This is a genomic window from Sulfitobacter indolifex, assembly GCF_022788655.1.
Classification (GTDB): domain Bacteria; phylum Pseudomonadota; class Alphaproteobacteria; order Rhodobacterales; family Rhodobacteraceae; genus Sulfitobacter; species Sulfitobacter indolifex.
Map to the genome: position 1 here is coordinate 2,526,894 of NZ_CP084951.1, position 23,196 is coordinate 2,550,089.

A 23,196-nucleotide genomic window follows, 5' to 3' on the forward strand; every position below is an offset into this window, starting at 1 on the left:
AAACGGCGCCCGCTATGGGACGCCGCTTTAGGTGTCAGTTAACGCTAGATTTTACGAATGCGCGCCATGACGGCGGCGCACGCTGTCGGGGCGTCCCGGCAGGCTCAACCGCGCATCGTTGCGCGATTGGCGTGAGATCACGCGGCCTTTGGCCACCACGCAAAGCCGGTCAGGCCGCAGGCGCAGCGCTTCGATCGGATTGCCCGCGTCGAGCACCACCAGCGAGGCTTTGGCCCCGACTTTTAGGCCGTAGTCTTGCAGCCCCATGATCCGCGCGTTGACGTTGGTCACCATGTCAAAGCAGCGGCGCATCTCTTCGGGCGAAGTCATCTGCGCCACATGCAGCCCCATGAAGGCCACGTCGAGCATGTCGCCCGTCCCCATGGAATACCACGGGTCCATCACGCAATCCTGCCCCCAACCGACGTTAATGCCCATGGCCTGCATCTCTTTCACGCGGGTGAGGCCGCGGCGTTTGGGGTAGGTATCGTGGCGGCCTTGGAGGGTGATGTTGATCAGCGGGTTGGGGATCGCGGCGACCTCAGCTTCGGCCATCAGCGGCAGCAGTTTCGAGACGTAGTAGTTGTCCATCGAATGCATCGACGTGAGGTGCGAGCCAGCCACCCGGCCCTGAAGGCCGAGCCGCTGCGTTTCATAGGCCAACGTTTCAATATGACGCGAATGAGGGTCGTCGGTTTCATCGCAATGCAGGTCAACCATCAGACCGCGTTCGGCGGCGAGTTCGCAGAGTGCGGTGACGGAACGGGCGCCGTCCGCCATGGTGCGCTCGAAATGCGGAATGCCGCCGACCACGTCGACGCCCATATCGAGGGCGCGGATGGTGTTCTCATGCGCCGTGGGGTCGCGGTAGAGGCCGTCTTGGGGGAAGGCGACAAGTTGCAAGTCGATGTAGTCCTTGACGGTTTCGCGCACGTCGAGGAGGGCTTCGACGCCAAGCAAGCGGTCGTCGCAGGTGTCGACATGGCTGCGGATCGCCAGAAGGCCGAGCGAGGCGGCCCAGTCGCAGTATTCCAGCGCGCGGGCTTTGACCTCTTCTTGGGTCATGACCTCTTTGAGCTCGCCCCAGAGGCCGATGCCTTCAAGGAGGGTGCCTGACGCATTGATGCGCGGGGTGCCGTAGCTGAGCGTGGCGTCCATGTGGAAATGCGGGTCGACGAAGGGCGGGCTGACGAGGTCTCCGCTGGCGTCGATGGTTTCGCGGGCCTCAGTGGTGGAGAGGTCTTCGATGGCGGTGATCTTGTCGCCCTTGATGCCGATGTCGGTGGTGCGGCCGTCGGGGAGTGTGCCGCCTTTGATGATAATGTCGAACATGGTGTGGTCCTTATGACTGCGGGGCTGAAAACCACGAAGGACAGCTCCCGACCGCGGGTGGGGGTGAAGCCCCCGCCGTCACACCGAAGGTTTGCCATTGGCAAAACGGGGGCGGTCGGGGGCTGTCCGGCCCTGCGGCCGGACTGAAGGTTTGAGAGGGAGCGCTTTGTTCAGCGCTCACCTTTGTTGAAAGGCACCATTAAGGCAGCGGGTACCTGCGCGCGACGCGACATAACTACAAGCGCTAGGATCGACAGAATATACGGCGCCATCAGGAATATCTGATAGGGAATATCCGCCCCAAGCGGCGTTTGCTGCACACGAATTTGCAGCGCATCAAAGGCAGCAAAGAGCACCGCGCCCAGCAGGGTCTTGCCCGGTTTCCACGAGCCGAAAACCACCAACGCGATGCAGATCCAGCCGCGCCCGTTGACCATCTCAAAAAAGAACGAGTTGAAGGCGCTCATAGTCAAAAACGCCCCGCCCACGGCCATAAACCCGCTGCCAACCATGACCGCACCGATACGGATGGCCGACACGCTGAGGCCCTGTGCCTCCACCGCCGCTGGGTTCTCGCCCGCCGCACGCAGGGCGAGGCCGAGCGGCGTGCGGTAGAGCACCAGTGTTACGGCGACGACCAGCACGAAGGCGAGATATGTGAGTGGAGTCTGGTTAAACAGTGCGGGGCCAATGACCGGGATGTCGGAGAGCAGCGGGATTTCGAACGGCTGGAAGGCCTCGATCTTGGGCGGCGAGGTGACCTCGGGCAGCGCGAGGCGGTAGCAGTAGTAGGTCAGCGAGGTCGCCAGCAGCGTGATGCCGAGGCCGACGACATGTTGGCTGAGGCCGAAGGGCACCGTCAGCACGCCATGCACCAAGCCGAATGCCATGCCCGAGAGCATCGCCACCGCAACCCCGAACCACAGACCGCCACCGAGGTAAACGGTGAGCCAGCCCGCGAAAGCGCCGACGACCATGATGCCTTCGATGCCGAGGTTCAGCACCCCTGCCCGCTCGCAGATCAACTCGCCCAAAGCGGCAAATATCAGCGGCGACGCGATGCGGATGGCGGCGGTCCAGAAGCTCGCCTGTAGGAGAATGTCGAGAATATCCATCAGTCGCGCCTCACCCGGAATTTCGTGAGCATGATCGCCAGCACCATCGCCAAGAGCGCCAGTGCCAGCATGATGTCGGCGAGATAGGTCGGCACCCCGGCGGCGCGGCTCATGCTGTCTGCGCCGACAAAAATGCCCGCGACAAAGAGGGCGGCCACCACCACGCCCAGCGGGTTCAACAGCGCCAGCATGGCGACGATGATGCCGGTGTAGCCAAAGCCGGGGGAGATATCCAATGTGAGGCTGCCTTTCAGCCCCGCGACCTCGGAAAAGCCTGCGAGGGCGGCAAGTCCACCGGAAAGGAGCGCGGTTTTAATCAGCACCCGGTTCACTGGAATGCCCGCAAACCGCGCCGCCGCCGGGTTCAGCCCCACGGCGCGCATCTCGTAGCCCAAGGTGGTGCGGCGCTGGATCACCCAAACGACAATGGCCGAGATCAGCGCGAGGCCGAAGCCCCAATGCAGCCGCAGCCCGTCGATCATGCGCGGCAGGCGCGCTTCCCCGATCAGCCGCGCGGATTTAGGCCAGCCGAGGCCCATCGGGTCTTTCAGTGACCCTTCGAGCAGCATCGAGACCCAGAGCAGCACGACAAAATTCAGAAGCAGTGTGGTGACAACTTCATCCACGCCGAAACGGGTTTTCAGAAAGGTCGGCACCAGCAGCACCAGCGCGCCGCCGAGCATGGCAGCCACGGCAATGGTGGGCAGCAGCGCAAAGGCGGGCCATGCCAGCGCGCCAGTGCCCAGCACCACAGTCACCACTGCGCCCATGTAAAGCTGCGCTTCGGCCCCGATGTTCCAAAGTTTGGCGCGGAAGGCGACGGCGACGGCGAGGCCGGTGAAGATCAGCGGTGTGGCGCGGTTGAGGGTTTCCAACGTGGCGAATTTCGAGCCAAAGGCGCCTTTGACGATCAGCCCCAGCACCGAAAACGGCTGTGCGCCGGCGACCATGGCCAGCAGTGAGGCGACGACCACCGTGGCGAAAAGCGCCAGCGCTGGCAGGCCCAGCGAGCGGGTCCATGTGGGGTTGGCGATGGGTTCAAGCCGCATGGGGGGCCTCCTCAAATCCGTCGCCTGCCATCCATACGCCAAGCTCGGCGGGCGTCAGCGCGCCACGGGCGAAGGGGGGCGAGAGGCGGCCTTCGGAGATCACATGGATTACATCCGACAGCGCCGTGACCTCGTCAAGGTCTTCAGAGATCAGCAGCACCGCCGCCCCCCGATCGCGGGCGGCGAGCAGTTGTTCGTGGACGTAGGTCAGCGCGCCGATGTCGAGGCCGCGCACGGGCTGATTGGCCAGCACCACGGCGGGCGCGGTCTCCAGCACGCGACCAAGGATCAGCTTTTGCATGTTCCCGCCGGACAGAAGGCGGATGCGCGTTTCGGGACCGGGGCAGCGCACGTCGTAACCCTTGATGATCTTGGCGGCGAAATCCCTGGCGGCGCGCCAGTTCATCCAGCCGTGGCGGGAGAAACCGGGGCGGGAATAGAGTTCGAGCACCGCGTTTTCGGTGAGGTCGAAATCGGCGATGGTGCCGGTTTTGTGGCGGTCTTCGGGGATGCGGGCGATGCCTGCGCTGATCGCGGCATGGGGCGACCAGCCGCGGGGCGCGTCGCCTTTCACGTGAAACGTACCGGAAGCCGGGCGCAGCAGCCCGCCGATGAGGTCGGCAAGGGCGGTTTGGCCATTGCCGGAGACCCCGGCCAGCCCGGTGATCTGGCCTGCGCGCAGTTCGAGGTCCACGTTTTTCAACCCCGGAGCAGAGCCGATGTCGGGCGTGGAGACGCCTGCGAGCGTGACCAGCGCGGCACCCGGATCGGCGCGGCGCACGATCGGAGCGGCGACCTCCGATCCGACCATCATCTGCGCCATCGCGGCGCGGTCGGTCTCGGCAGTCTTGGCCTCAGCCACCAGCTTGCCGTGGCGCAGCACGACGACGCGGGACGAGATCGCCATGACCTCATGCAGCTTGTGCGAGATGAAGATCACCGAGAGGCCAAGCGCCACGGCCTTGCGCATGGTGGCAAAAAGGTCGTCGGTCTCTTGCGGGGTGAGAACGGCGGTCGGCTCGTCCAAAATGAGGATACGCGCCTCGCGGTAGAGCGCCTTGAGGATTTCGACCCGCTGGCGCTCACCAACGCTGAGGCTGCCGACCTGCGCGTCCGGATCCACCCGCAGACCGTAGTCGTCCATCAGCGTGACAATCCGCTGCCGCGCCTGCGCGCGCCCAAAGCCGGGCCGCCAGAGCGAGCGGGTGCCGAGCACGATGTTTTCCAGCACGGTCATATTGTCGGCCAGCGTGAAGTGCTGGTGCACCATGCCCACGCCCGCGGCCAGCGCAGCACGCGGGTTTCCGGCAGGCAAACGCTGGCCGAAGACTTCGACAAATCCTTCGTCCGGCGTGTAATGGCCGAACAGGATATTCATCAGCGTGGTCTTGCCCGCGCCGTTTTCGCCCAGCAGGGCAATGACTTCGCCCTGCCGCAGATCAAAGCTGATCGCGTCATTGGCGGTGAGCTTGCCAAATCGCTTGGTAATGTTGTCGAGGCGCAGGACAACCTGCGCCTCGGATTTTGGATCGGTCATTTAGGAGGACTTCGGCTCTTCGTCGTTGATATCGACGGTGAAAGAGCCGTCCTTGATCGCCTGCTCGCGTTCCTTAACCATATCCAGCGCCTCTTGCGGGACTTTGCCCTCGAAGGTGCCCAGCGGGGCGAGCGAGGAGCCGCCCTCGGACATGAAGGAATAGCGGCCATAGTCGTCGGCTTTGAACTCGCCCGCTTTGACGGCGGCGATGGCGGCGTCGAGCGTTGGCTCGAAATGCCACAGGGCCGAGGCGACGACTGTCTCGGGGTATTCGGCTTGGGTGTCGATCACGTTGCCGATGGCCAGAACGCCCTTTTCCTGCGCCGCGTCAGAGACGCCGAAACGCTCGGCATAGAGCACGTCCGCCCCCTGCTCGACCATGGCAAAGGCGGTTTCCTTGGCTTTGGGCGGATCGAACCAAGAGCCGATAAAGCTGACCTGGAACTTGATGTCAGGGTTCATCTCGGCTGCGCCCGCCATGAAGGCATGCATCAGGCGGTTCACTTCGGGAATCGGGAAGCCGCCGACCATGCCGATGTTGCCGCTCTCAGTCATGGACCCTGCGATGATGCCCGACAGATACGCCGCGTCTTGGATGTAGTTGTCAAAGACCGCGAAGTTGGGCAGCGCGTCGTCTTGCTTGAAGCTGGAGCCCATGAGGAAGGCAACCTCGGGGTAATCGGCGGCAACTTCGCGCGCCTCAGCTTCGGCGCCAAAGACCTCGCCCACGATCAACTGGTTGCCGGCCTCTGCATATTCGCGCAGCACGCGGGCGTAGTCGGTGTTGGAGACATTCTCGGTGAAGGTATACTCGATGTCGCCGCGTTCCTGTGCCGTCTCAGCGGCTTTATGGATGCGGCTGACCCACTGCTGCTCGACCGGAACGGTATAGACGCCCGCGACTTTCAGCGGCTCAGCGGCAAGCGCGCCCTGCGGCAAAAGGCTGGCCCCGGCCAGCATGGCGGCCGTGCCCAATAGGAAGCGGCGTGTGAGATTGCGTTGTGTCATGTGGTATCCCCCGTTGGTTATTCATTTTACCGTTTGATAAAATATTTTACCTGTCAAGCTTATCCTGACCCTAGGTCAGCCCAAGCTTTTCCGAATTCTCGCGATGTGCTGATTAATTTGGCGGTCAGCGAGCGAAGCGGTCAATAGGGTCGATCCCAAGGATCGGATTCTGCATACCATATGTATTGCACCGCAATCTGCGCGCCGCGCAACCTGTGATCGTGCGTGGGCAAGGAAATTTCTTCATTGATGACAAGGGGAAGCGTCACCTAGCCGCCCTTGGCTGGTCGGCTGGGTCGGACCTCTGGCTTGGCCATGCGGACCAACGTTAGGTATCTATTCGTGCAATTGAACCAGCTTGCCTCAAACCATTTGAGCCTTTTTCCCCTCCCTACCCTGCAGGGCACTGGCGGCCTACGTGCAACTCCTCGAAGTCGAAAAACGTCAGCCGGTTTAATGTGCCTTCGCGTTCAGACAGCACGGTTTTATAGACCGCGTTGGCCAAGGGCGCGGGAGGTTCGTTCGTGATGAGGAAGATCAGCTTGCAGCAGTGATGCGCCAGACGGAACCTCTCTGTGGTGCCTAGCATAACGGGCGGTGATAGTGCTGACTTGAATATTCAGGCTAAGCAGGCCTCGCCCTGCCCGCCATTTCCGCAGGGAACAGTTGCGGCGGATTGGTGTTGTGCTGCTGAAACCATCGCGCGTGGCAACACGGCCCGCGCAGAGAAGGAGGCCAGAATGACCGACGACAGCCAGAAGATCGCGACCATCGACCCTACGCATAACGTGGCCCTGTTCACGCCAGACGCCAAAGCGCTGGAGCAGGCGGCTTCGGCCGGGATGAAAACAGTGATTAATTTTCGCGCCGCGGATGAGAAAGGCGGCCTTTCCCCCGACGAGGAGCGTTTGGTAGCCGAGAAGCTGGGGCTGAATTACCTGCACCATCCGGTCACGCCCGATACGCTTGGCCCCGAGACGGTGGATGAATTCCGCCGCTCATTGGATGACCTGCCGCAGCCGGTATTTCTGCACTGCGCCTCAGGCAAACGTGCGGGGGCGATGACCTTGATGGCCCTTGCGGCAGATAAGGGATGGGACGGCGACACGGCCCTGCAAGAGGGCAAAACGCGCGGCATCGATCTGACCGAAGAGAAGATCGGCCAGTTCGTGAAATCTTATGCGGATCGCAAAGCGTGAAGAAGGCGCCCGGGTTTGCTGGGCGTTTACTTTTGCGCGCAGTAAAGGCCGTGCAGCGTTTCCAAAATCGCCACGGCCTCCTGCCCCTTCACGCAATAGTAAATCGTCTGCCCCGCGCGGCGGCTGTCGACAAGACCCGCTTCTTTCAGCTTCTTAAGCTGCTGGGACATGGTGGATTGCGACAGGCCGCAGACCTGCGCCAAATCCCCGACCGAGCGTTCGCCGCCCAGCAAACGGCACAGGATCTGCAACCGCGCCTCAGACGCAAGCATCGTCATGAGCGCCGCAGCCCCGGCAATATCACCGTCTAAGAAGTCGTTCACGTTTTTCATATTAGCATCATTGAATATTATGAAATGGTAATATATAGTGAATAGCAGTCTGATACAAGCCAGCCGCCACGGTCGGCGCTTAGGGAGTTAAGACATGGAAACTGAATTCACACCTTGGCTGTCGCTCGGCGGTGGCGCCATGATCGGAGCCTCGGCGGTGCTGCTGATGGCGACGAACGGGCGTATCGCGGGCATCAGCGGCCTTACCTCGCGTCTATTTGCGCGCAGCAGTGACGGCGAAGCGCGGGGCGTTTCATTCTTCTTCGTTCTGGGGCTTTTGCTGGCAGCACCGCTTTGGCTAATCGTTTCCGGCAATTGGCCCCAGCAATGGGTGCCGTCGAACCCGCTGTTGATGGCCGTGGCTGGGCTGCTCGTCGGCTTTGGCGCGACCTATGGCAATGGCTGCACCTCGGGCCATGGGGTCTGCGGGATCAGCCGAGGGTCGGCACGGTCGATTGTGGCCACTGTGACTTTCATGGCGACGGCATTCGTGACCGTGTTTGTCATGCGGCATGTGTTGGGAGCGTGATATGAAACAGATTTTTGCCCTCCTCTCCGGCCTTATCTTTGGCATTGGCCTTATCGTCTCTGGCATGGCAGACCCCGCCAAGGTGCTCAACTTTCTCGATGTCTTTGGCACTTGGGATCCCAGCCTTGCCTTTGTCATGGGCGGTGCCATCGCTGTGACAGCACCGGGCTTTGCATGGCTGTTCCGCAGCCGTCAAACCCCCTATTTCGACAACACATTCCGCGTCCCCACCCGCAACGATCTTGAGCCGAAACTGCTGACTGGTGCTGCGATCTTTGGCATCGGTTGGGGCTTGGGCGGCTTCTGCCCCGGCCCTGCGTTGACCGCCCTGCCCTTGGCGGCCAGTGGCACGTTGATCTTTGTCCCCTTCATGCTGGGCGGCATGTGGATCGCCCGCCACACCCCTGATTTGACTCCAAAAACTAAGGAAGGAACTGCCTGATGAGCGACCCTCTTAACTCTCCCATTGTGCGCCATTCCCCCTCAAACGGTGCGGGCAGCCCCGATGTCTGGGGCATTTACGAGCCCGACACCGGCTCGATCCAATACATCTGCGCCGATCCGGCGACCAAAAAGGCCGCGCTGATTGATGTGGTGTGGAACTTTGACCCGAAGAATTACAAGTTCACGACCGAGAGCATGGATCAGGTCTTGGACCTTGTGAAAGAGCACGGACTGAGCGTGGAATGGGTGCTTGATACGCATCCCCATGCCGACCACGTCATGGCCTCCGCCCATCTGAAAGAACGGACCGGCGCGCCCAATGCCATCGGTGCACTGGTGCCTGAGATCGCAAAGATTTGGGCGGACCTTTATAATCTGCCAGAGGCTTTTGACCCCGACCGCGACTTTGACCATCTGTTTGAAGAAGGCGAGACCTTTAAGATCGGTGAACTAGAGGCGAAAGTGATGCTTTCGCCCGGCCATACGCTGGGGTCGATCACTTACGTTTGTGGCGATGCCGCCTTCGTGCATGATACATTGATGCAGCCTGATGCGGGCACTTCACGGTCGGACTTCCCCGGCGGCAAGACGGCGGAGCTTTGGGACTCGATCCAAGATATCCTCGCCCTGCCCGGCGACACGCGGCTTTACATCGGCCATGACTACGGCACCGAAGACCGCAAGGAACCGACGTGGGAAGCCACGGTTGATGAGCACAAAGCCAACAACATCCATGTCAAAGACGGCACCAAGCGCGAGGACTACATCGAGCGCCGCCAAAAGCGAGACGCGACCCTGTCGCTGCCGAACCGCATCCTTGCCGCCTTGCAGATCAACCTGCGCGGCGGGCGGCTGCCCCCGGCAGAGGATGACGGCAACCACTACCTCAAACTGCCAGTGAACCGTTTCGACTGAGCCAGACCGGGCTGCCCTTCGGGGCGGCCCCCCTCCCCCTTGACGGATAGCCCAACATGACCCTGCCGCCGCTTGCGCAATATCTGCCGATCCTCGACTGGGGGCGGCGCTATGATCGTAGCCAGTTCACCGGGGATATGGTGGCGGCGGTGATCGTCACTATCATGTTGATCCCGCAATCGCTGGCCTATGCGCTGCTTGCGGGGATGCCGCCCGAGGCGGGTATCTATGCCTCCATCGCGCCGATTGTGCTCTATGCGATTTTCGGAACCAGCCGGGCGCTGGCAGTGGGGCCAGTGGCGGTGGTGTCGCTGATGACAGCGGCGGCGGTGGGCAATATCGCCGAAGCCGGCACGGCCGGCTATGTCACCGCGGCGCTGACGCTGGCGTTTCTGTCGGGCGCGATGCTGCTGGCGCTTGGGCTGTTCCGGCTGGGGTTTTTGGCAAATTTCCTATCGCACCCGGTGATTGCGGGGTTCATCACCGCGTCGGGCATCCTGATTGCGGCAAGTCAGTTGCGGCATATTCTGGGGATCCAAGGCGAGGGCCATACACTGGTCGAGATCCTTGCCAGCCTTTGGGCGCATCTGGGTGAGGTGAACCCGATCACCGTACTGCTGGGTGTAACCGCGACGGCGTTTCTTTTCTGGGTCCGGGGCGGGCTGAAGCCTTTGCTCTTGCGTGTGGGGCTGGGGCCGCGCATGGCCGATATTGGGGCGAAGACAGGGCCAGTGCTGGCGATTGTCGGCACCACGCTGGCGGTTTGGGCCTTTGATCTGGGCAGCCGCGGCGTGGCCATCGTGGGCGACGTGCCGCAAAGCCTGCCGCCGCTCACTCTGCCTTCCTTCTCGCCTGACCTACTGTCACAGCTCTTCGTCCCCGCGCTGCTGATTTCGATCATCGGCTTTGTGGAAAGCATCAGTGTGGCGCAGACATTGGCCGCCAAGAAGCGTCAACGGATTGACCCAGATCAGGAACTGATCGGTCTCGGCAGCGCCAACCTCGGGGCGGCGTTCACCGGGGGCTTCCCGGTCACGGGGGGATTTTCACGCTCGGTGGTAAACTTTGACGCGGGGGCCGAGACGCCCGCCGCCGGCGCCTTCACCGCCGTTGGGCTGGCGCTCGCGGCGCTGTTTCTCACGCCGCTAATTTTCTTCCTGCCCAAGGCGACGCTGGCCGCCACGATCATCGTCGCGGTACTGAGCCTCGTAGATTTCTCGATCCTCAAACGCGCGTGGGCTTTTAGCCATGCCGACTTCGCAGCCGTGAGCGTAACGATCCTGCTCACGCTGATTTTCGGCGTTGAAGCGGGGGTGAGCGCGGGGGTCATCACCTCGATCCTGGTCCATCTTTATAAGACCTCGCGCCCGCATATGGCTGTGGTGGGCCGCGTGCCGGGCACCGAGCATTTCCGCAATGTTCTGCGCCATGAGGTCGAGACACAACCGCATGTGCTGTCGCTGCGGGTGGATGAGAGCCTCTACTTCCCCAACGCGCGCTACCTAGAGGACCAACTTGCACGCTATGCCGCCGAAAAGCCCGAGCTGACGGATGTGGTCCTGATGTTCCCGGCGGTAAATGAGATCGACCTTTCGGCACTGGAATCGCTTGAGGCGATCAACACACGGCTGCGGGATGCCGATATCCGGCTGCATCTAAGCGAGGTGAAAGGCCCGGTCATGGACCGCCTTCAACGCAGCCACTTCTTGGATGATCTGACGGGCGAAGTGTTTCTCAGCCAGCATGAAGCTGTTTGCGCCTTAGCTAAGCAGCACTAGAGAAAACGACATTCGATAATTCGGTACCCCCACGGGAACCGCCCGGCCCGTCGCGCGTTGGCCTGCCATGAACAAGATATTTGCGCGCGCCGCCGCCCTTTCCGCCTGCCTTTTTGCCACTGCTGCCTCCGCCGAACAGGTGGGGAATGTCGACGTGGACTGGCTCGGCAATGACATCATCGTCGAAGCGGTGGCCGACCCTAAGGTTAAGGGCGTGACCTGCCATCTGGCCTACTTCGAGCGCGGTTTGATCGACCGGCTGCAAAAGGGCAACTGGTTCGAAGACCCGTCGAACTCTTCCATCTCTTGCCGCCAGACCGGCCCGATTGAAGTGGGTGATATCGAGATGGATGACGAGGGCGAGAATGTCTTTAGCGAACGCCGATCGATCATCTTCAAAACACTGCGGGTGAAGCGCATTTTCGACGAAGAGAATAACACGCTGATCTACATCAGCCACAGCCAGCAGGTGCAGGACGGATCGGCCAAGATGTCGATGTCGACTGTGCCGCTTTACCAGTCCGGACAATAAGCCGAAGGGCTAAGATTTCCTCGGCAAAGCCTTGCCATCTTAGCGAAGGCGGCTTGTCGGGCGACCTGCCTGCGATATGCTGCGCAAAACGCAACAATGCAGCGACAGGCAGGTTTTATGAGACATTCACGCAGAACATTCGCATTCGGGCTCGCCGCACTGGGGCTGACATCGGCCTGCTCGAACGGCGGCGGCGCACTCGGGCCCGCAGCGGCGGCTGGGGTGCCGGACGATCTGCGGCCCGTGGCCAATGCAGGGTACGATGCTTGGGTCGCGTCGTTTAAAGGCCGCGCTTCGGCGCAAGGGATTTCTGCCAGCACCTTGGCCCAAGGGTTTAGCGGCGCGGGCTACCTGCCCGGTGTGGTGAAGCGGGACCGTAACCAGACTGAATTTAGCAGGAGCTTAGAGGACTACCTCGCCATCGCGGCCTCCGATGACCGGGTTTCCAAAGGTCGCGCGGCCTTTGCGCGGCATCGCAGCACGCTGAGCGCTATCGAAAGCCGCTACGGCGTCGCCGCCGAGATCGTCGCGGCGATTTGGGGGCTTGAGAGTTTCTTTGGCGAGCGGCGCGGCAATGTGCCTGTGGTCTCAGCTACTTCCACATTGGCCTATGATGGGCGGCGCGGCGCATTCTTTGAAAAGCAGCTGATCGCGGCGCTGAAAATCTTGCAAAACGGCGACATCAGCGCGGACCGCCTCACCGGGTCTTGGGCGGGCGCCATGGGGCATACGCAGTTCATTCCCACGTCCTATCAAGCCTTTGCCGTGGATTTCACCGGCGACGGGCGGCGCGATATCTGGTCTGAGGATCCCAGCGATGCGCTGGCGTCGACCGCCGCTTATCTTTCGCGCAACGGTTGGACGCGCGGTATCAAATGGGGTGGTGAGTTGGGCAGCATCCCCGCCAGCGCCGGCTCGGTGATCCAGCCGCAGGCAGGTGGGCCGCAGTTTGTCGTGACCAGCAATTTCCGGGCGCTGAAGCGCTACAACAACTCCGACAGCTATGCCATCGGCGTGGGCCATCTGGCCGACCGCATCGCCGGGGGCGGACCGCTGCGCGGCAGCTTCCCACCCGATGCCAATGGGTTGACCAAAGACGACCGGATGGCGCTGCAACAGCGGCTGACGGCGCGAGGGTTTGACACCGATGGCACCGACGGTGTGATCGGGCCGAACAGCCGCAAAGCAATCAGCGCATACCAGCAAAGCATCGGCCTGCCTGCGACCGGCGAGCCTTCGATGGACCTGCTGCGCCGCCTGCAATAGGCAGGCCTAGCCGGGGCTGATACCAGCACGGTCGAGCATCCCTGCCACCTCAGCGAAAGAGGCTTGCGGCGGGGTGTGCTCGGCCTTGCGCTGGCTAAGGAACGCCTCACACGGCCCGGCGAATGCGATGGCGCGGTCCAACTCGGGATTGCTGCCGCTGCGGTAAGCGCCGATGCGGATCAACTCTTCCATATCGGCATGGGCCGCCAGCGCCTTATGAGCGGCGGTCAGCAGCGTATACTCCGCATCACTGTGACAATCCGGCAACGTCCGCGAGACGCTGGCCAGCAGGTCAATCGCCGGATAACGCCCTTTTTCGGCGATCTTACGGTCCAACACGATATGCCCATCCGTGATCCCGCGCACGGCGTCGGCGATGGGGTCATTCATGTCATCACCATCCACCAGAACGGTGAAAATCGCGGTGATATCGCCCTTGCCCACCGGCCCCGGCCCTGCCCGCTCCAGCATCTGCGGAAGCTCGGAAAACACTGTCGGCGGGTAGCCTTTGGCGGTGGGGGGTTCGCGTGACGCAAGACCAATTTCGCGCTGCGCCATGGCAAAGCGGGTCACGCTGTCCATCAGCAGCAGCACGTGCTGCCCCTGATCGCGGAAATGCTCGGCCACGGCCATAGCTGTCCAAGCGGCTTGGCGGCGGGTGAGCGGCGGCTCGTCGCCCGTCGCGACAACGAGAACCGCCTTCTCCATCCCCTCGGGGCCAAGGTCGGATGAAATGAAATCCTGCACCTCGCGGCCCCGTTCGCCAACCAGCGCCATAACCACCACATCGCAGTCCGTATAGCGTGCCAGCATGGCCATAAGCGTCGATTTACCGACGCCCGAGCCTGCAAAGATACCCAAGCGCTGGCCTTGGCAAAGCGGCGTGAACACATCGAGCGCGCGCACATGGGTCGCGAGTTTCGGGCCGATGCGTTTGCGGTCGAACGCACCCGGCGGGGCGGCGCGCAGCGGGCGGGGCTGATTACCTTCGGGCAAATGCCCCTTCCCGTCGAGCGGTGCTGCCGAGGCGCTGATCACCCGCCCCTTCCAACTTTCATCCGGGCGGATCACATCGCGGCCAATCGCGACCTCAACCCGATCACCCGCGGCGACCCCGCGCCACGACCCGAAGGGGAGCAATTCTGTGCCATGCGTACCTAGCCCCACGACCTCGGCATGGACCGGACCATCAGATCCATGCACGATGCAGCGCTCACCGATGCCCAGCACCCGTTCAAGCCCCACAGCGGTCAGCGTGATGCCGGTGATTGCACGCACTTCGCCGGTGATCTCGGCCTCGCCAGCCTCGCGGGCAAAGCTTGTCAGCTCGGAAAAGAGTGTCTGCATGGATAAATTTCCTCTAGGAGACCAAGCTATTATTTACTATACAAGGATTAAACAGGCTATAGGCAAAAAAATGAACTTGTCTAATCTTTCTATTCTTGGGCTCGCTTCGGACCGGATGCAGTGGCTTTCGGCCCGGCAAAAGGTCGTGTCTGAAAACGTGGCCAATGTGGCGACGCCGAACTTCAAGGCGCGTGACGTGTCGTCCTTCGCCTCAATGCTGAGCGGAGAGCTTTCGCGCGATAATGGGTTGGTAACCACCCATGACAAGCATTTCACCGGCGTGGCCCAAGGCACACCCGGCGTGCGTGAGGTGACGGATCGTAGCGTCATCGGCACAACGCTGGACGGCAATACCGTCAACCTAGAAGAACAGGCAGTGAAGGCCGCCGAGATCGACGATCATTACAGGTTGGCCGCACAGCTTTATCGCAAGAGCTATGACATGCTCACCATGGCCGTCACCGGAAACAGGTAAGGAAAACGCATGGATCCGCTTCAGTCTATCGCCAAAATCGCCGCCAGCGGGATGACCGCGCAGACCGCGCGTCTGCGGGTGATTTCGGAAAACGTGGCCAACGCCGATTCAACAGGCACCACGCCGGGCGCTGACCCTTTCCGCCGCAAGACCATCAGCTTTTCCGAGTTGATTGACCGTAACGGCGGCGGATCACTGGTTGAGGTTGACCGTATTGGGCGCGATCAATCGCCCTTCCGGCGCGACTATGATCCGGCGCATCCGGCAGCGGATGAGACTGGCTATGTCAACCGGCCCAATGTCGACCCGATCATTGAAATGGCCAACATGCGCGAAGCATCGCGCAATTATGAGGCAAACATGAACATGTTCGAGTCCGGCCGCCGGATGCGCAGCCAAATGCTCGACCTGCTGAAGTGAGGCTGACATGAGCGATCCTGCTTCCTTAATCTCTACCGCCGCCGTCCGGGGTGCCTACCGCACCTCGCAATCGCTGACGGGCCAAAAGGGTGAAGGCATCGCCGAAGAAGCCGGTGCCAGCGCCAATAGTTTCACCAATCTGGTGCAGCAGGCCTCGGAAAGCGCGCTGGAAACGGTGCGCGGGGGCGAGGCCGTGGCCCAAGCCGGGCTGCGCGGCGAGGCGGATACTCAGCAGGTGGTTGAGGCGATGTTGGCGATGGAAAGCACCGTGAAAGTGGCCGTGTCGGTGCGCGATCGCTTTGTCGAAGCCTATCAGGAAATCCTGCGGATGCCGATCTAGGCCATGACCGAAACCCAGACCTATGACATCATCTCTGACACCGTCTGGGCCGTGCTTTTGGCCTCTGGTCCGGTGCTGGGGGTGGCATTGGGCATTGGTTTGGTGATCGCGTTTTTCCAAGCACTGACGCAAATTCAGGAAATGACGCTGACCTTCGTGCCCAAGATCGTGATGATCTTTGTCACCCTGCTGGTCGCGACGCCATTTATGTATGCCACGCTCAAAAACCTGTCGGATACGGTCTTTGACCTCGTGCAAAACGGTGGGCTGTGAGGGTGTTTTGGCATATCGCCCGCGCGGCGGTACTGGGGGTTGTGCTGAGCGCCCCTGCCCTCGCCCAAGGCTGGGGATCATTCTATGAGCCGTCGCAGAAAAACGCCGTGACCAAGACGGCGCGGACGCTGGCGGCCAAGGGCGGGCCCGAAGGCGTCTGCATCCGCGAAATCCTCGCAGCACAGACCCGACATGGCATTCCTGACAACTTGCTCTTGGCGATCGGCCTTCAAGAGGCGGGTACGCGGCGCAATGGCCATTTCACGGTCTGGCCCTATGCGGTGAACGCGGCGGGCGAAGGCCGGCTGTTTGACAGCCGCAACGCCGCGCTTGATTGGGTGGCCGAGCGTCAGGCGAGCGGCATCCGCTCTATCGACGTGGGCTGTATGCAAATTAACATGCGCTGGCACCCGGATGCCTTTGCCAACGTGGCCGAAGGTTTTGATCCGCGGGTGAATGTCGATTACGCCGCGCGCTTCCTCAAACGGTTGCACCGGCGCACGGGCAGTTGGATGCAGGCCGCCGGATCCTATCATTCCTTCGAGCCGGAATACCGCGACGTTTACCTCGACCGGCTGCAAAAGAACATCTCCGCGGCCAATGCGCGGCTGCCGGAGTTTCAGGCGCTGGCCAGTGCCAGCCCTGTTGCCGTGCGTAAGCGGAAACCTGTGGCGAAATCATCCGGCAGCTACGACAGGCTGGCGGCCAAAGCCACATGGGGCGCGCGGATTGGCGGCGCTGAAAACGCCCGCCGCTCGCTCTATTCCGCGCATGAGATGCAGCCGGTGCTGCCACAGTTCACCACCGTCCACGCGGAGGATGCGGGATGAGCACGAAACCGAATTCCATAATGCCGCAATGGCGCATGTTTGGCGCCAATAAGGACGTCAGCTTTGCCGTCGGCATGTCGCTGGTGCTGGCGGTTCTGTTCCTGCCGCTGCCACCGATCTTGTTGGACTTTGGGCTGGCGCTGTCGCTGTCGCTCAGCGTGCTGATCTTCATGGTGGCGCTGTGGATCCCCTCGCCGTTGCAGTTCAACTCTTTCCCGACGCTGTTGTTGGTCACCACCATGCTGCGCCTGTCGCTGAACGTGGCCTCAACCCGACTAATCCTCAGCGAAGGCCATGCGGGTCTGCACGCCGCGGGCGATGTGATCCAGGGCTTCTCCAAATTCATCGTGGCAGGCAATTTCGTTATCGGCGTGGTGATCTTTGCCATTCTCGTCATCATCAACTTTGTCGTAATTACAAAGGGTTCGACCCGTATCGCCGAGGTTGCTGCGCGGTTCTCGCTGGATGCGATGCCGGGCAAACAGATGGCGATTGATGCTGACATGGGTGCCGGGCTGATCGACGAAGACGAAGCGCGTCGTCGCCGTAAAGAGTTGGAAGACGAAAGCGCGTTTTTTGGTGCCATGGACGGTGCCTCGAAATTCGTGCGCGGCGACGCGGTGGCGGGGCTGATCATCACGCTGATCAACGTCATCGGCGGCATTCTGATCGGCGTTGTGCAGCGCGGCATGGGCGTGGGCGATGCCTTTAACGTCTTCACCTCGCTGACCATCGGCGACGGGCTGGTCAGCCAAATTCCGGCGCTGGTGGTGTCGCTGGCGGCCGGTCTTATCGTGACCAAGGGCGGCACACGGGGTGCGGCGAACGAGGCGGTCTTTGACCAGCTGTCGAACTTCCCCAAGGCGCTTTATATGGCGGCGATCCTGTTGTTCGGCATCGGCCTTCTGCCGGGCTTTCCGCTGCTGGTCTTTGCGCTGCTGGCCGCTGCCATGGTGGGCTTGGGCGTGGTGATCCAACGCGGCGCGGCAGAGGCGGCGGAGGCCAAGGCGCAAGCCGATGTTGAGGCGCAGAAAAAACAAGACATGCCTGAGGTCGACAGCAACCCCATGCACCTCGACGAGTTGCGGCTGGTACTGGGTGAAGGGCTGGTGGCGCTGGCCAACCGTCCCGACGCGGTGCTGCCAAGCAAGATCAAATCGCTGCGCAAACATTTCGCTGAAGAGTTCGGTTTCCCCATGCCGTCGGTGCGGATCAAGGATGACGTGAGCCTGCCGATCAACAGCTACTCGTTCCAAATCCACGGCGTTGATGTAGCCAAAGGCGACATCCGCGCCAATCAGATGATGGTGATCAATCCCGAAGGCGCACCGCTGCAACTGCCGGGTGAGGCAACGCGCGAGCCGACGTTCGGGCTCGATGCGCTTTGGGTCGACAGCAAGGTCGCCGATCAAGCCGAGGCGCAGGGCTATACTGTCGTCGATCCCGAAAGTGTCATCACCACGCATCTGACCGAAGTGGTGAAAGAGAACATGTCTGAGCTGCTCACCTATGGTTCGGCGAAAGAGGCGATTGAGGGGCTGGACCGGAACTACCAAAAACTGGTCAACGATCTGCCCGTCCCCTCCCCCGCCATTCTGGTGCAGCAGGTCTTGCAGGAACTGCTGCTCGAGCGTGTCTCAATCCGCAACCTGCCGCTGATCGTCGAGGCGATGGCCGAAGCAACACGCCAGACCAGCAAGCCCGCGCTGGTGCTTGAAAACGTGCGCCGCCGTTTGTCGAGCCAGATTTGCCAAGGTCTGTCCGATGGGCAGGGGTTTGTGCCCGTCATCACCCTGTCGCCGTCATGGGAGGCCGAGTTCATTGACGCGGTCAAAATGGTCGGCGATGACCGCACATTCGTCATGTCCCCTAAACGGGTGCAGGAGTTCGTGCTACAGGCCCGCCAGCAGATCCAGCGCTTCGCCTCTGAAGACAGCTGGCCCGCGCTGATGGTGAACCCCGAGGCGCGGTCTTATGTGCGCTCCATGCTGGAGCGGGTCAGCCCGATGACGCCGGTGATCTCTAACGCCGAAATTCATCGCAAAGTGTCGCTGCGGACCGTCGCCACCATCGGGGGCTAGGGATGGACCTGTCCGCCCTCCTGACCGACGCGCTGATGGGGTATTTCGTGGTCTTCGCCCGCATCGGCAGCGCGTTGTTGTTCATGCCGGGCTTTGCTGAAACCTCTGTCCCGACGCGGCATCGGCTGTTCTTTGGCCTGATCCTGAGTGCCACGCTCTATCCCGTGACCGGACTTGGCCCCGTGGCCGAAGACCGCCCCGGTGCCTTGCTGTTAATTTTTGGTTCTGAGATCACGGTTGGCCTCTGGATCGGGCTGGTCGCCCGCACCCTGCTGTCGGCGCTGCAATTTGCGGGCTATCAGATGGCGCTGATGTCGGGGCTGGCGAATGCCTTGGCCCCCAACATTGGCGCGTTTGAGGGGGCTACGAGCATGGCGGCGATGTTGCTGATTGGGGCCACGGCGTTGATCTTTGTCACAGACCTGCACCACCTCATTATCGAGTCGTTGCTGATGTCTTATCAGGTCTTTATCCCCGGCACTTTCATGCTGGCCGATCTGACCGATCAGTTTGCCCGCGCCACGCAAGTCAGCCTCTACCTTGGCCTGTCGATCGCCGCCCCCTTCTACGTGGCGGGGCTGGTGCTGAACGTTGGCATGGGCTTGGCCAACCGCATGATGGCGAGCCTTCAGGTCTTCTTTATCGCGCAGCCGTTGCTGATTGCCGCCGGGCTGGCCTTGATGGTGCTGGCGGTTCCGACCATGATGCGCGGGTTTCTTGAGCCATTCGCGGAGTGGCTTACCACCTACGAGTTCTAGGCCATGTCGGACGAAGACAAGAGCAGTAAGACCGAAGAGCCGACGGAGAAAAAGCTCCGCGACGCGCGCAAGAAAGGCGACGTGCCCCAATCGCGTGAGACCGGCACGGCGATGCTGGTTTTCGCGCTGCTGATGATCCTTGTTTTCGTGCTGCCAAGTTCGGTTGGTGGCATTGTCGAGGCGCTGCAAGCCCCACTGCTGGAGGCAGGTGTCACCGCCATCGGCACCGGCGGCACAGGATTGGTTGAGGCTGGCAGTGTGCTGAAATCGCTGGGCTTTACGCTGGGGCTGGCGATGATGCCGGTGGTCGGGATCATGGTGCTGGCGGCGCTTTTTGGGGTGCTGATCCAAGGGGAGACCGTGGTCTCAGCCGAGCGCATCAAGCCAAAAATATCGAAACTGAACCCGCTGTCGGGGTTCAAGCGGCTCTTCTCAGCCGAGGCTTTTGTCGAGTTTGCCAAGAATACGGTCAAGGTGCTGGTGATCGGTTTCATCACCGTCTGGGCCGTGCGCGACATAGCGCAATCGCTGGGCCAGACCCAAGCCTTCGTGCCCGAAACCCTGCTGGCCGCCACGCTGCAAAAAGTGCGCTGGATCTTCCTTGTAACGGCCACTTTCCTTGTGCCCATCGCCATTGCCGACATCATTTGGAAGCGCGCGCAGTGGAAGAAGAAACAGATGATGAGCCTCAAGGAAATCCGCGATGAGCATAAAGACAGCGAGGGCGATCCGCAGATCAAGGGCCGTCGCGCCGAATTGCGCCGCGCCCGCGCGCGCCAGCGCATCGCGCAGGCGATCCCGGGCGCCAGCGTGGTCCTGACAAACCCGACCCATTACGCCGTGGCGCTGAAGTATGAACAGGGTGTTGATGACGTGCCGGTCTGCGTGGCCAAAGGTGCCGATGTGATGGCGCAGCGCATCCGCGAACTGGCCAAAGAACACGACATCCCGATGATCGAAAACCGCCCGCTGGCCCGCGCGCTTCATGCGGCGGTTGAGGTGGATGATCGCATCCCGATGGAACATTGGCAGGCCGTGGCCGAGATCATCGGCTTTGTCATGGACCTGCGCCGCAACGTGCGCCGCAAACCGCCAGCGGGATCGTCCATTCGCGAGGAGTGACCCCCGCCCCGCTTAGCGCAGGCGCAGCCCCTCAAGGTTGCGGTCGGCGGGAAGTTTGGATTGCTCCAGCAAGATTTTGGTGATCAGTCGCGCCCGAACAAGGCTGAAGGAGCCCATGATCTGCGCCGCGTCCCGTTCCGGCATGGCACCGATCACCTGCACGGCTGTTTCCACGTCGATTTCATCCATGATGCCAGCAGCAACCTGCGGCTTCATGTTGCGGTAAAGCTCGACCAATTTGGTCATATCTTGGTTGTTGGCCTCTTCGATCACCTTCAACTGCGCGCCGATCTCATCGCGCAGACTGGCGAGCCGGGTTTGCTCGGCCTTGAGGCTCTGCTCGGCCAGCGCCAGTTTGGCTTCGCGGTCGGCAATCGTGTCGCGTTGATCTTTAAGCAGCGCACGTTCTTCGGCGATGGCTTCGGCGATCAGGTGGCTTGGTTCGCACATGCCGCTTTCACCCGGCGCGCTGGCGTCATAGCTGGGCGGCGCGGGGGCAGCGGCAAGCTCAACCGGGACCGGGGGCGTGTCACCGGGCGTCTCAGCAATGGCCATCATCGGCATAAACTCAACTGTGAGCTTGAGCACGCCAGCGACGCCGAGGCCTAAAAGCGCGATCTTTGGCAGCGAGATACGGCTCATTCCTTACGCTCCTTGGTGATGTCGAAAAAGGTGCGGACCAGTTCGGATTTGCCCTGTACCGCCGCCTGGCCGCGTACTTGGCTGCGCCCTTTAAGGCGTGCGGCGCGCATTTGTGCCGGGCTTTGACCCGCTGAGGAAGCAGGCTCTGTCGCTGTTTGACGGGCGGGCGGCGCTGCGCGCTGAACTGGCGGCTCTGCGCGCTGCGTCTTGGCGCTGAGGTCGCGCAGGTCTTCGACCGATTTGGCGGATTGATCGACTGCATTGGAAAAGGCACCGACCATCGGCTCCATCTCCCTCAGGGTCGCCATCAAAGTGCGCACCCGGCGATCAAGGATAAAAGCGTAAACCAGCGTGCCGATGAGCAGCACGATAATGATGATATCAATCAAGGCCGTCATCGTCGTCGCTCTCCTCCTTCGTCTCTTTGGGCAGCAGGGATTGGATCACCCGCAGTGCCAACGCGCCGTTGCTGCGTTGACCAAAGGCCGCTTGGAACATCGGCTGGGCATTGACCATACCGACCACGGGCGTGTCTACCGTCATCCCCAGATCGATCACTTGGCCGGTTTTCCATTCCAGCACTTCATGCAGGGGGATCGTCACCTCTTGCAAGACACCAGTGATGGTCACCGTGGTGCTGGAAATCTGGTTGTTCATATCCTTGCGCGCGTTGCTGTCGGTGGGCGAGCGCCCGCCAAGGAACGGCTGCGCCAATTGCGCGCTGACCTCATCCAATGTGCCGTAGGGCAGCACCAGCGCCATATGCCCGCTGCGGTCTTCGAATTGCATGTGCATACGCACCAGCACCGTCGCGGTACGCGGGGCGGCCAGCATGACCGACCGGGGGTTGGATTCCAGTGACTGGATGTCGAATTGCACCGGGCTGACATCCTGCAAACACTGCGCCAAACCCTTGAGCGACAGTTCCGCCAGTCTGCGGCCCAGTTTCTGCTCAATCGCGGTTAACCCACGCGGTTTCCATTCTTGGGTCGTGGCACGACGCCCGCCCAGCATGATCTCCAACACCGAAAACAGCAGATCCGGTTCCACCACACAGGCGATCTGACTGCCCCAGCCTTCCGCATTGGCGATGGCGATAAGCGAGGGCGACTGGATGCTCTCCATCGCGTCCTCATAGGGCATATATTCCAGCGAGGTGAGTTCGATCTCTGGCGCGATCGTGCAATAGGATTTCAGGTCGGGCACCAGCGCCAGCAGCAGACGGTCGATGATGATCTCAAGCGTGGGCAGGCGCTGGAAGCTTTCGCGCGCCTGACGGATCATCGTCTCTTCGAGGCTTAGCGCTTCGGAGGAATCCGCTGTCGTCATTGCACCACCATATCGGCAATCAGTATTTCATGCGGCGCGTCAGTGTGCCCCACCGCCCGCGCCCGGCGCAGCAGTTCGGTCTTCAGCATCGCCAACCCATAGCTGCCATTCAGGTCGCTGACATGCAACTGACGCAGGAAGTCTTGGAAACTGTCGCGCAGGTAAATTTCACGCGCGACCAAACGGTCGGCCCCTTCGACGGTCTCATCATAGACCATCAGCATGTTGAGCTTGAGAAACCGGCTGGTCTGCCCGCCCTGTGGTCCGGTGTCGGTGACGTTCACGATGATCTCGGGGAACGGCATGACCGGCATTTTAACTTCGGCCTTAGGCTTGTCTCCGTGACCGTCGTCCGCCGCTTCTTCACCATGGGCGTTGTCGGCAGTCTCAACAGTTTCCTCGGCGGCCTCATCCCCACCCAGCCCGGCCATTTTCAGCAGACCAGAAGGGCCAATGGCCAGCGTCACCCCGCCCACGCCAGCAAGAAGGCAGAGCAGGACAACAGCAAGGATAGCGAGCGGCTTTTTCATTCTTTAACTCTTA

Annotated in this window: 26 protein-coding genes; 15 read left to right on the forward strand and 11 right to left on the reverse strand. The window is 61.6% G+C overall.

Translation table 11 applies throughout. The annotated features are described in order from the left end of the window. Positions 1–51: 51 nt before the first annotated feature. From DSM14862_RS12420 to DSM14862_RS12440, 5 genes are all read right to left on the reverse strand, one after another. Positions 52–1,332 carry an amidohydrolase family protein gene (locus DSM14862_RS12420; protein ID WP_007117599.1) on the reverse strand — a complete coding sequence of 427 codons (1,281 nt, stop codon included), beginning with the start codon at positions 1,330–1,332 and terminating at the stop codon, positions 52–54. A gap of 170 nt (positions 1,333–1,502) precedes the next feature. Then, on the reverse strand, positions 1,503–2,447 hold the full coding sequence (locus tag DSM14862_RS12425; RefSeq protein ID WP_007117600.1) for an ABC transporter permease: 945 nt from the start codon (positions 2,445–2,447) through the stop codon (positions 1,503–1,505). After that, on the reverse strand, positions 2,447–3,496 hold the full coding sequence (locus DSM14862_RS12430) for an ABC transporter permease (RefSeq protein WP_007117601.1): 1,050 nt from the start codon (positions 3,494–3,496) through the stop codon (positions 2,447–2,449). Before DSM14862_RS12430 ends, DSM14862_RS12425 begins: the two co-directional genes overlap by 1 nt. Continuing rightward, entirely contained in the window at positions 3,486–5,033 is a 1,548-nt protein-coding gene (locus DSM14862_RS12435) for an ABC transporter ATP-binding protein (protein ID WP_007117602.1), read from the reverse strand. The genes DSM14862_RS12430 and DSM14862_RS12435 overlap by 11 nt, the downstream gene beginning before the upstream one ends. After that, positions 5,034–6,041 carry a BMP family protein gene (locus DSM14862_RS12440; protein WP_007117603.1) on the reverse strand — a complete coding sequence of 336 codons (1,008 nt, stop codon included), beginning with the start codon at positions 6,039–6,041 and terminating at the stop codon, positions 5,034–5,036. A gap of 740 nt (positions 6,042–6,781) precedes the next feature. On the opposite strand from DSM14862_RS12440, the gene DSM14862_RS12445 reads away from it, so the two are divergent. After that, the gene (locus DSM14862_RS12445; protein WP_007117606.1) at positions 6,782–7,240 is read left to right on the forward strand and encodes a beta-lactamase hydrolase domain-containing protein; all 459 of its coding nucleotides are present in this window, start codon (positions 6,782–6,784) and stop codon (positions 7,238–7,240) included. 26 nt (positions 7,241–7,266) lie between these two features. Here DSM14862_RS12445 and DSM14862_RS12450 read toward each other — a convergent pair whose 3' ends face one another. Then, positions 7,267–7,572: an ArsR/SmtB family transcription factor gene (locus tag DSM14862_RS12450; protein WP_007117607.1), complete on the reverse strand. Its 306-nt coding sequence runs from the start codon at positions 7,570–7,572 to the stop codon at positions 7,267–7,269. Positions 7,573–7,666: 94 nt separating this feature from the next. Here DSM14862_RS12450 and DSM14862_RS12455 point away from each other — a divergent pair, with 94 nt between their 5' ends. The 6 genes from DSM14862_RS12455 to DSM14862_RS12480 all read left to right on the forward strand — a co-directional run bounded on the left by DSM14862_RS12455 (position 7,667) and on the right by DSM14862_RS12480 (position 13,036). Further along, on the forward strand, positions 7,667–8,101 hold the full coding sequence (locus tag DSM14862_RS12455; protein ID WP_007117608.1) for a YeeE/YedE family protein: 435 nt from the start codon (positions 7,667–7,669) through the stop codon (positions 8,099–8,101). A 1-nt stretch (position 8,102) separates the two neighbouring features. Further along, positions 8,103–8,543, forward strand: a complete 441-nt coding sequence (locus tag DSM14862_RS12460) for a YeeE/YedE family protein (RefSeq protein WP_007117609.1) — start codon at positions 8,103–8,105, stop codon at positions 8,541–8,543. Next, positions 8,543–9,460 (forward strand): MBL fold metallo-hydrolase, encoded by a 918-nt coding sequence (locus DSM14862_RS12465; RefSeq protein WP_007117610.1) that lies wholly within the window; start codon positions 8,543–8,545, stop codon positions 9,458–9,460. Before DSM14862_RS12460 ends, DSM14862_RS12465 begins: the two co-directional genes overlap by 1 nt. 56 nt (positions 9,461–9,516) lie before the next feature. Continuing rightward, complete coding sequence (locus DSM14862_RS12470; RefSeq protein ID WP_007117611.1) at positions 9,517–11,238, forward strand: SulP family inorganic anion transporter; 1,722 nt, start codon at positions 9,517–9,519, stop codon at positions 11,236–11,238. Between the two features lie 67 nt (positions 11,239–11,305). After that, positions 11,306–11,770, forward strand: coding sequence for a CreA family protein (locus DSM14862_RS12475; RefSeq protein WP_007117612.1), 465 nt, complete (start codon positions 11,306–11,308; stop codon positions 11,768–11,770). A 117-nt stretch (positions 11,771–11,887) separates the two neighbouring features. Then, positions 11,888–13,036, forward strand: a complete 1,149-nt coding sequence (locus DSM14862_RS12480) for a lytic murein transglycosylase (RefSeq protein WP_007117613.1) — start codon at positions 11,888–11,890, stop codon at positions 13,034–13,036. Positions 13,037–13,042: 6 nt separating this feature from the next. Here the strand turns inward: DSM14862_RS12480 and DSM14862_RS12485 are convergent, their stop codons facing one another. Further along, positions 13,043–14,383, reverse strand: a complete 1,341-nt coding sequence (locus tag DSM14862_RS12485) for a FliI/YscN family ATPase (protein ID WP_007117614.1) — start codon at positions 14,381–14,383, stop codon at positions 13,043–13,045. Between the two features lie 70 nt (positions 14,384–14,453). Here DSM14862_RS12485 and flgB point away from each other — a divergent pair, with 70 nt between their 5' ends. From flgB to flhB, 8 genes are read left to right on the forward strand one after another with little or no spacing between them, the layout of a single operon-like run. Further along, positions 14,454–14,858 carry a flagellar basal body rod protein FlgB gene (gene flgB / locus DSM14862_RS12490; RefSeq protein WP_040700204.1) on the forward strand — a complete coding sequence of 135 codons (405 nt, stop codon included), beginning with the start codon at positions 14,454–14,456 and terminating at the stop codon, positions 14,856–14,858. A gap of 9 nt (positions 14,859–14,867) precedes the next feature. After that, positions 14,868–15,278, forward strand: coding sequence for a flagellar basal body rod protein FlgC (gene flgC, locus DSM14862_RS12495; protein WP_007117616.1), 411 nt, complete (start codon positions 14,868–14,870; stop codon positions 15,276–15,278). Between the two features lie 7 nt (positions 15,279–15,285). Continuing rightward, positions 15,286–15,618: a flagellar hook-basal body complex protein FliE gene (locus tag DSM14862_RS12500; RefSeq protein WP_007117617.1), complete on the forward strand. Its 333-nt coding sequence runs from the start codon at positions 15,286–15,288 to the stop codon at positions 15,616–15,618. Positions 15,619–15,621: 3 nt separating this feature from the next. Beyond that, a complete protein-coding gene (gene fliQ / locus DSM14862_RS12505; protein WP_007117618.1) occupies positions 15,622–15,891 on the forward strand; it encodes a flagellar biosynthesis protein FliQ in 270 nt (89 codons plus the stop codon). Positions 15,892–15,893: 2 nt separating this feature from the next. Continuing rightward, on the forward strand, positions 15,894–16,721 hold the full coding sequence (locus DSM14862_RS12510) for a lytic transglycosylase domain-containing protein (protein ID WP_165481264.1): 828 nt from the start codon (positions 15,894–15,896) through the stop codon (positions 16,719–16,721). Continuing rightward, positions 16,718–18,802: a flagellar biosynthesis protein FlhA gene (gene flhA, locus DSM14862_RS12515; RefSeq protein WP_040700206.1), complete on the forward strand. Its 2,085-nt coding sequence runs from the start codon at positions 16,718–16,720 to the stop codon at positions 18,800–18,802. Before DSM14862_RS12510 ends, flhA begins: the two co-directional genes overlap by 4 nt. 2 nt (positions 18,803–18,804) lie before the next feature. After that, entirely contained in the window at positions 18,805–19,560 is a 756-nt protein-coding gene (locus DSM14862_RS12520) for a flagellar biosynthetic protein FliR (protein WP_007117621.1), read from the forward strand. Positions 19,561–19,563: 3 nt separating this feature from the next. Next, positions 19,564–20,682, forward strand: coding sequence for a flagellar biosynthesis protein FlhB (gene flhB, locus DSM14862_RS12525; RefSeq protein ID WP_007117622.1), 1,119 nt, complete (start codon positions 19,564–19,566; stop codon positions 20,680–20,682). Between the two features lie 12 nt (positions 20,683–20,694). On the opposite strand, the gene DSM14862_RS12530 is transcribed toward flhB, so the two are convergent. The 4 genes from DSM14862_RS12530 to DSM14862_RS12545 are packed head-to-tail and all read right to left on the reverse strand — an operon-like array spanning position 20,695 to position 23,183. Beyond that, a complete protein-coding gene (locus DSM14862_RS12530) occupies positions 20,695–21,324 on the reverse strand; it encodes a MotE family protein (protein ID WP_007117623.1) in 630 nt (209 codons plus the stop codon). Then, the gene (locus tag DSM14862_RS12535; RefSeq protein WP_007117624.1) at positions 21,321–21,722 is read right to left on the reverse strand and encodes a hypothetical protein; all 402 of its coding nucleotides are present in this window, start codon (positions 21,720–21,722) and stop codon (positions 21,321–21,323) included. The genes DSM14862_RS12530 and DSM14862_RS12535 overlap by 4 nt, the downstream gene beginning before the upstream one ends. Further along, complete coding sequence (locus DSM14862_RS12540) at positions 21,706–22,653, reverse strand: flagellar motor switch protein FliM (protein WP_007117625.1); 948 nt, start codon at positions 22,651–22,653, stop codon at positions 21,706–21,708. Before DSM14862_RS12540 ends, DSM14862_RS12535 begins: the two co-directional genes overlap by 17 nt. Then, on the reverse strand, positions 22,650–23,183 hold the full coding sequence (locus DSM14862_RS12545; protein WP_007117626.1) for a flagellar basal body-associated FliL family protein: 534 nt from the start codon (positions 23,181–23,183) through the stop codon (positions 22,650–22,652). The genes DSM14862_RS12540 and DSM14862_RS12545 overlap by 4 nt, the downstream gene beginning before the upstream one ends. Positions 23,184–23,196: the final 13 nt, after the last annotated feature.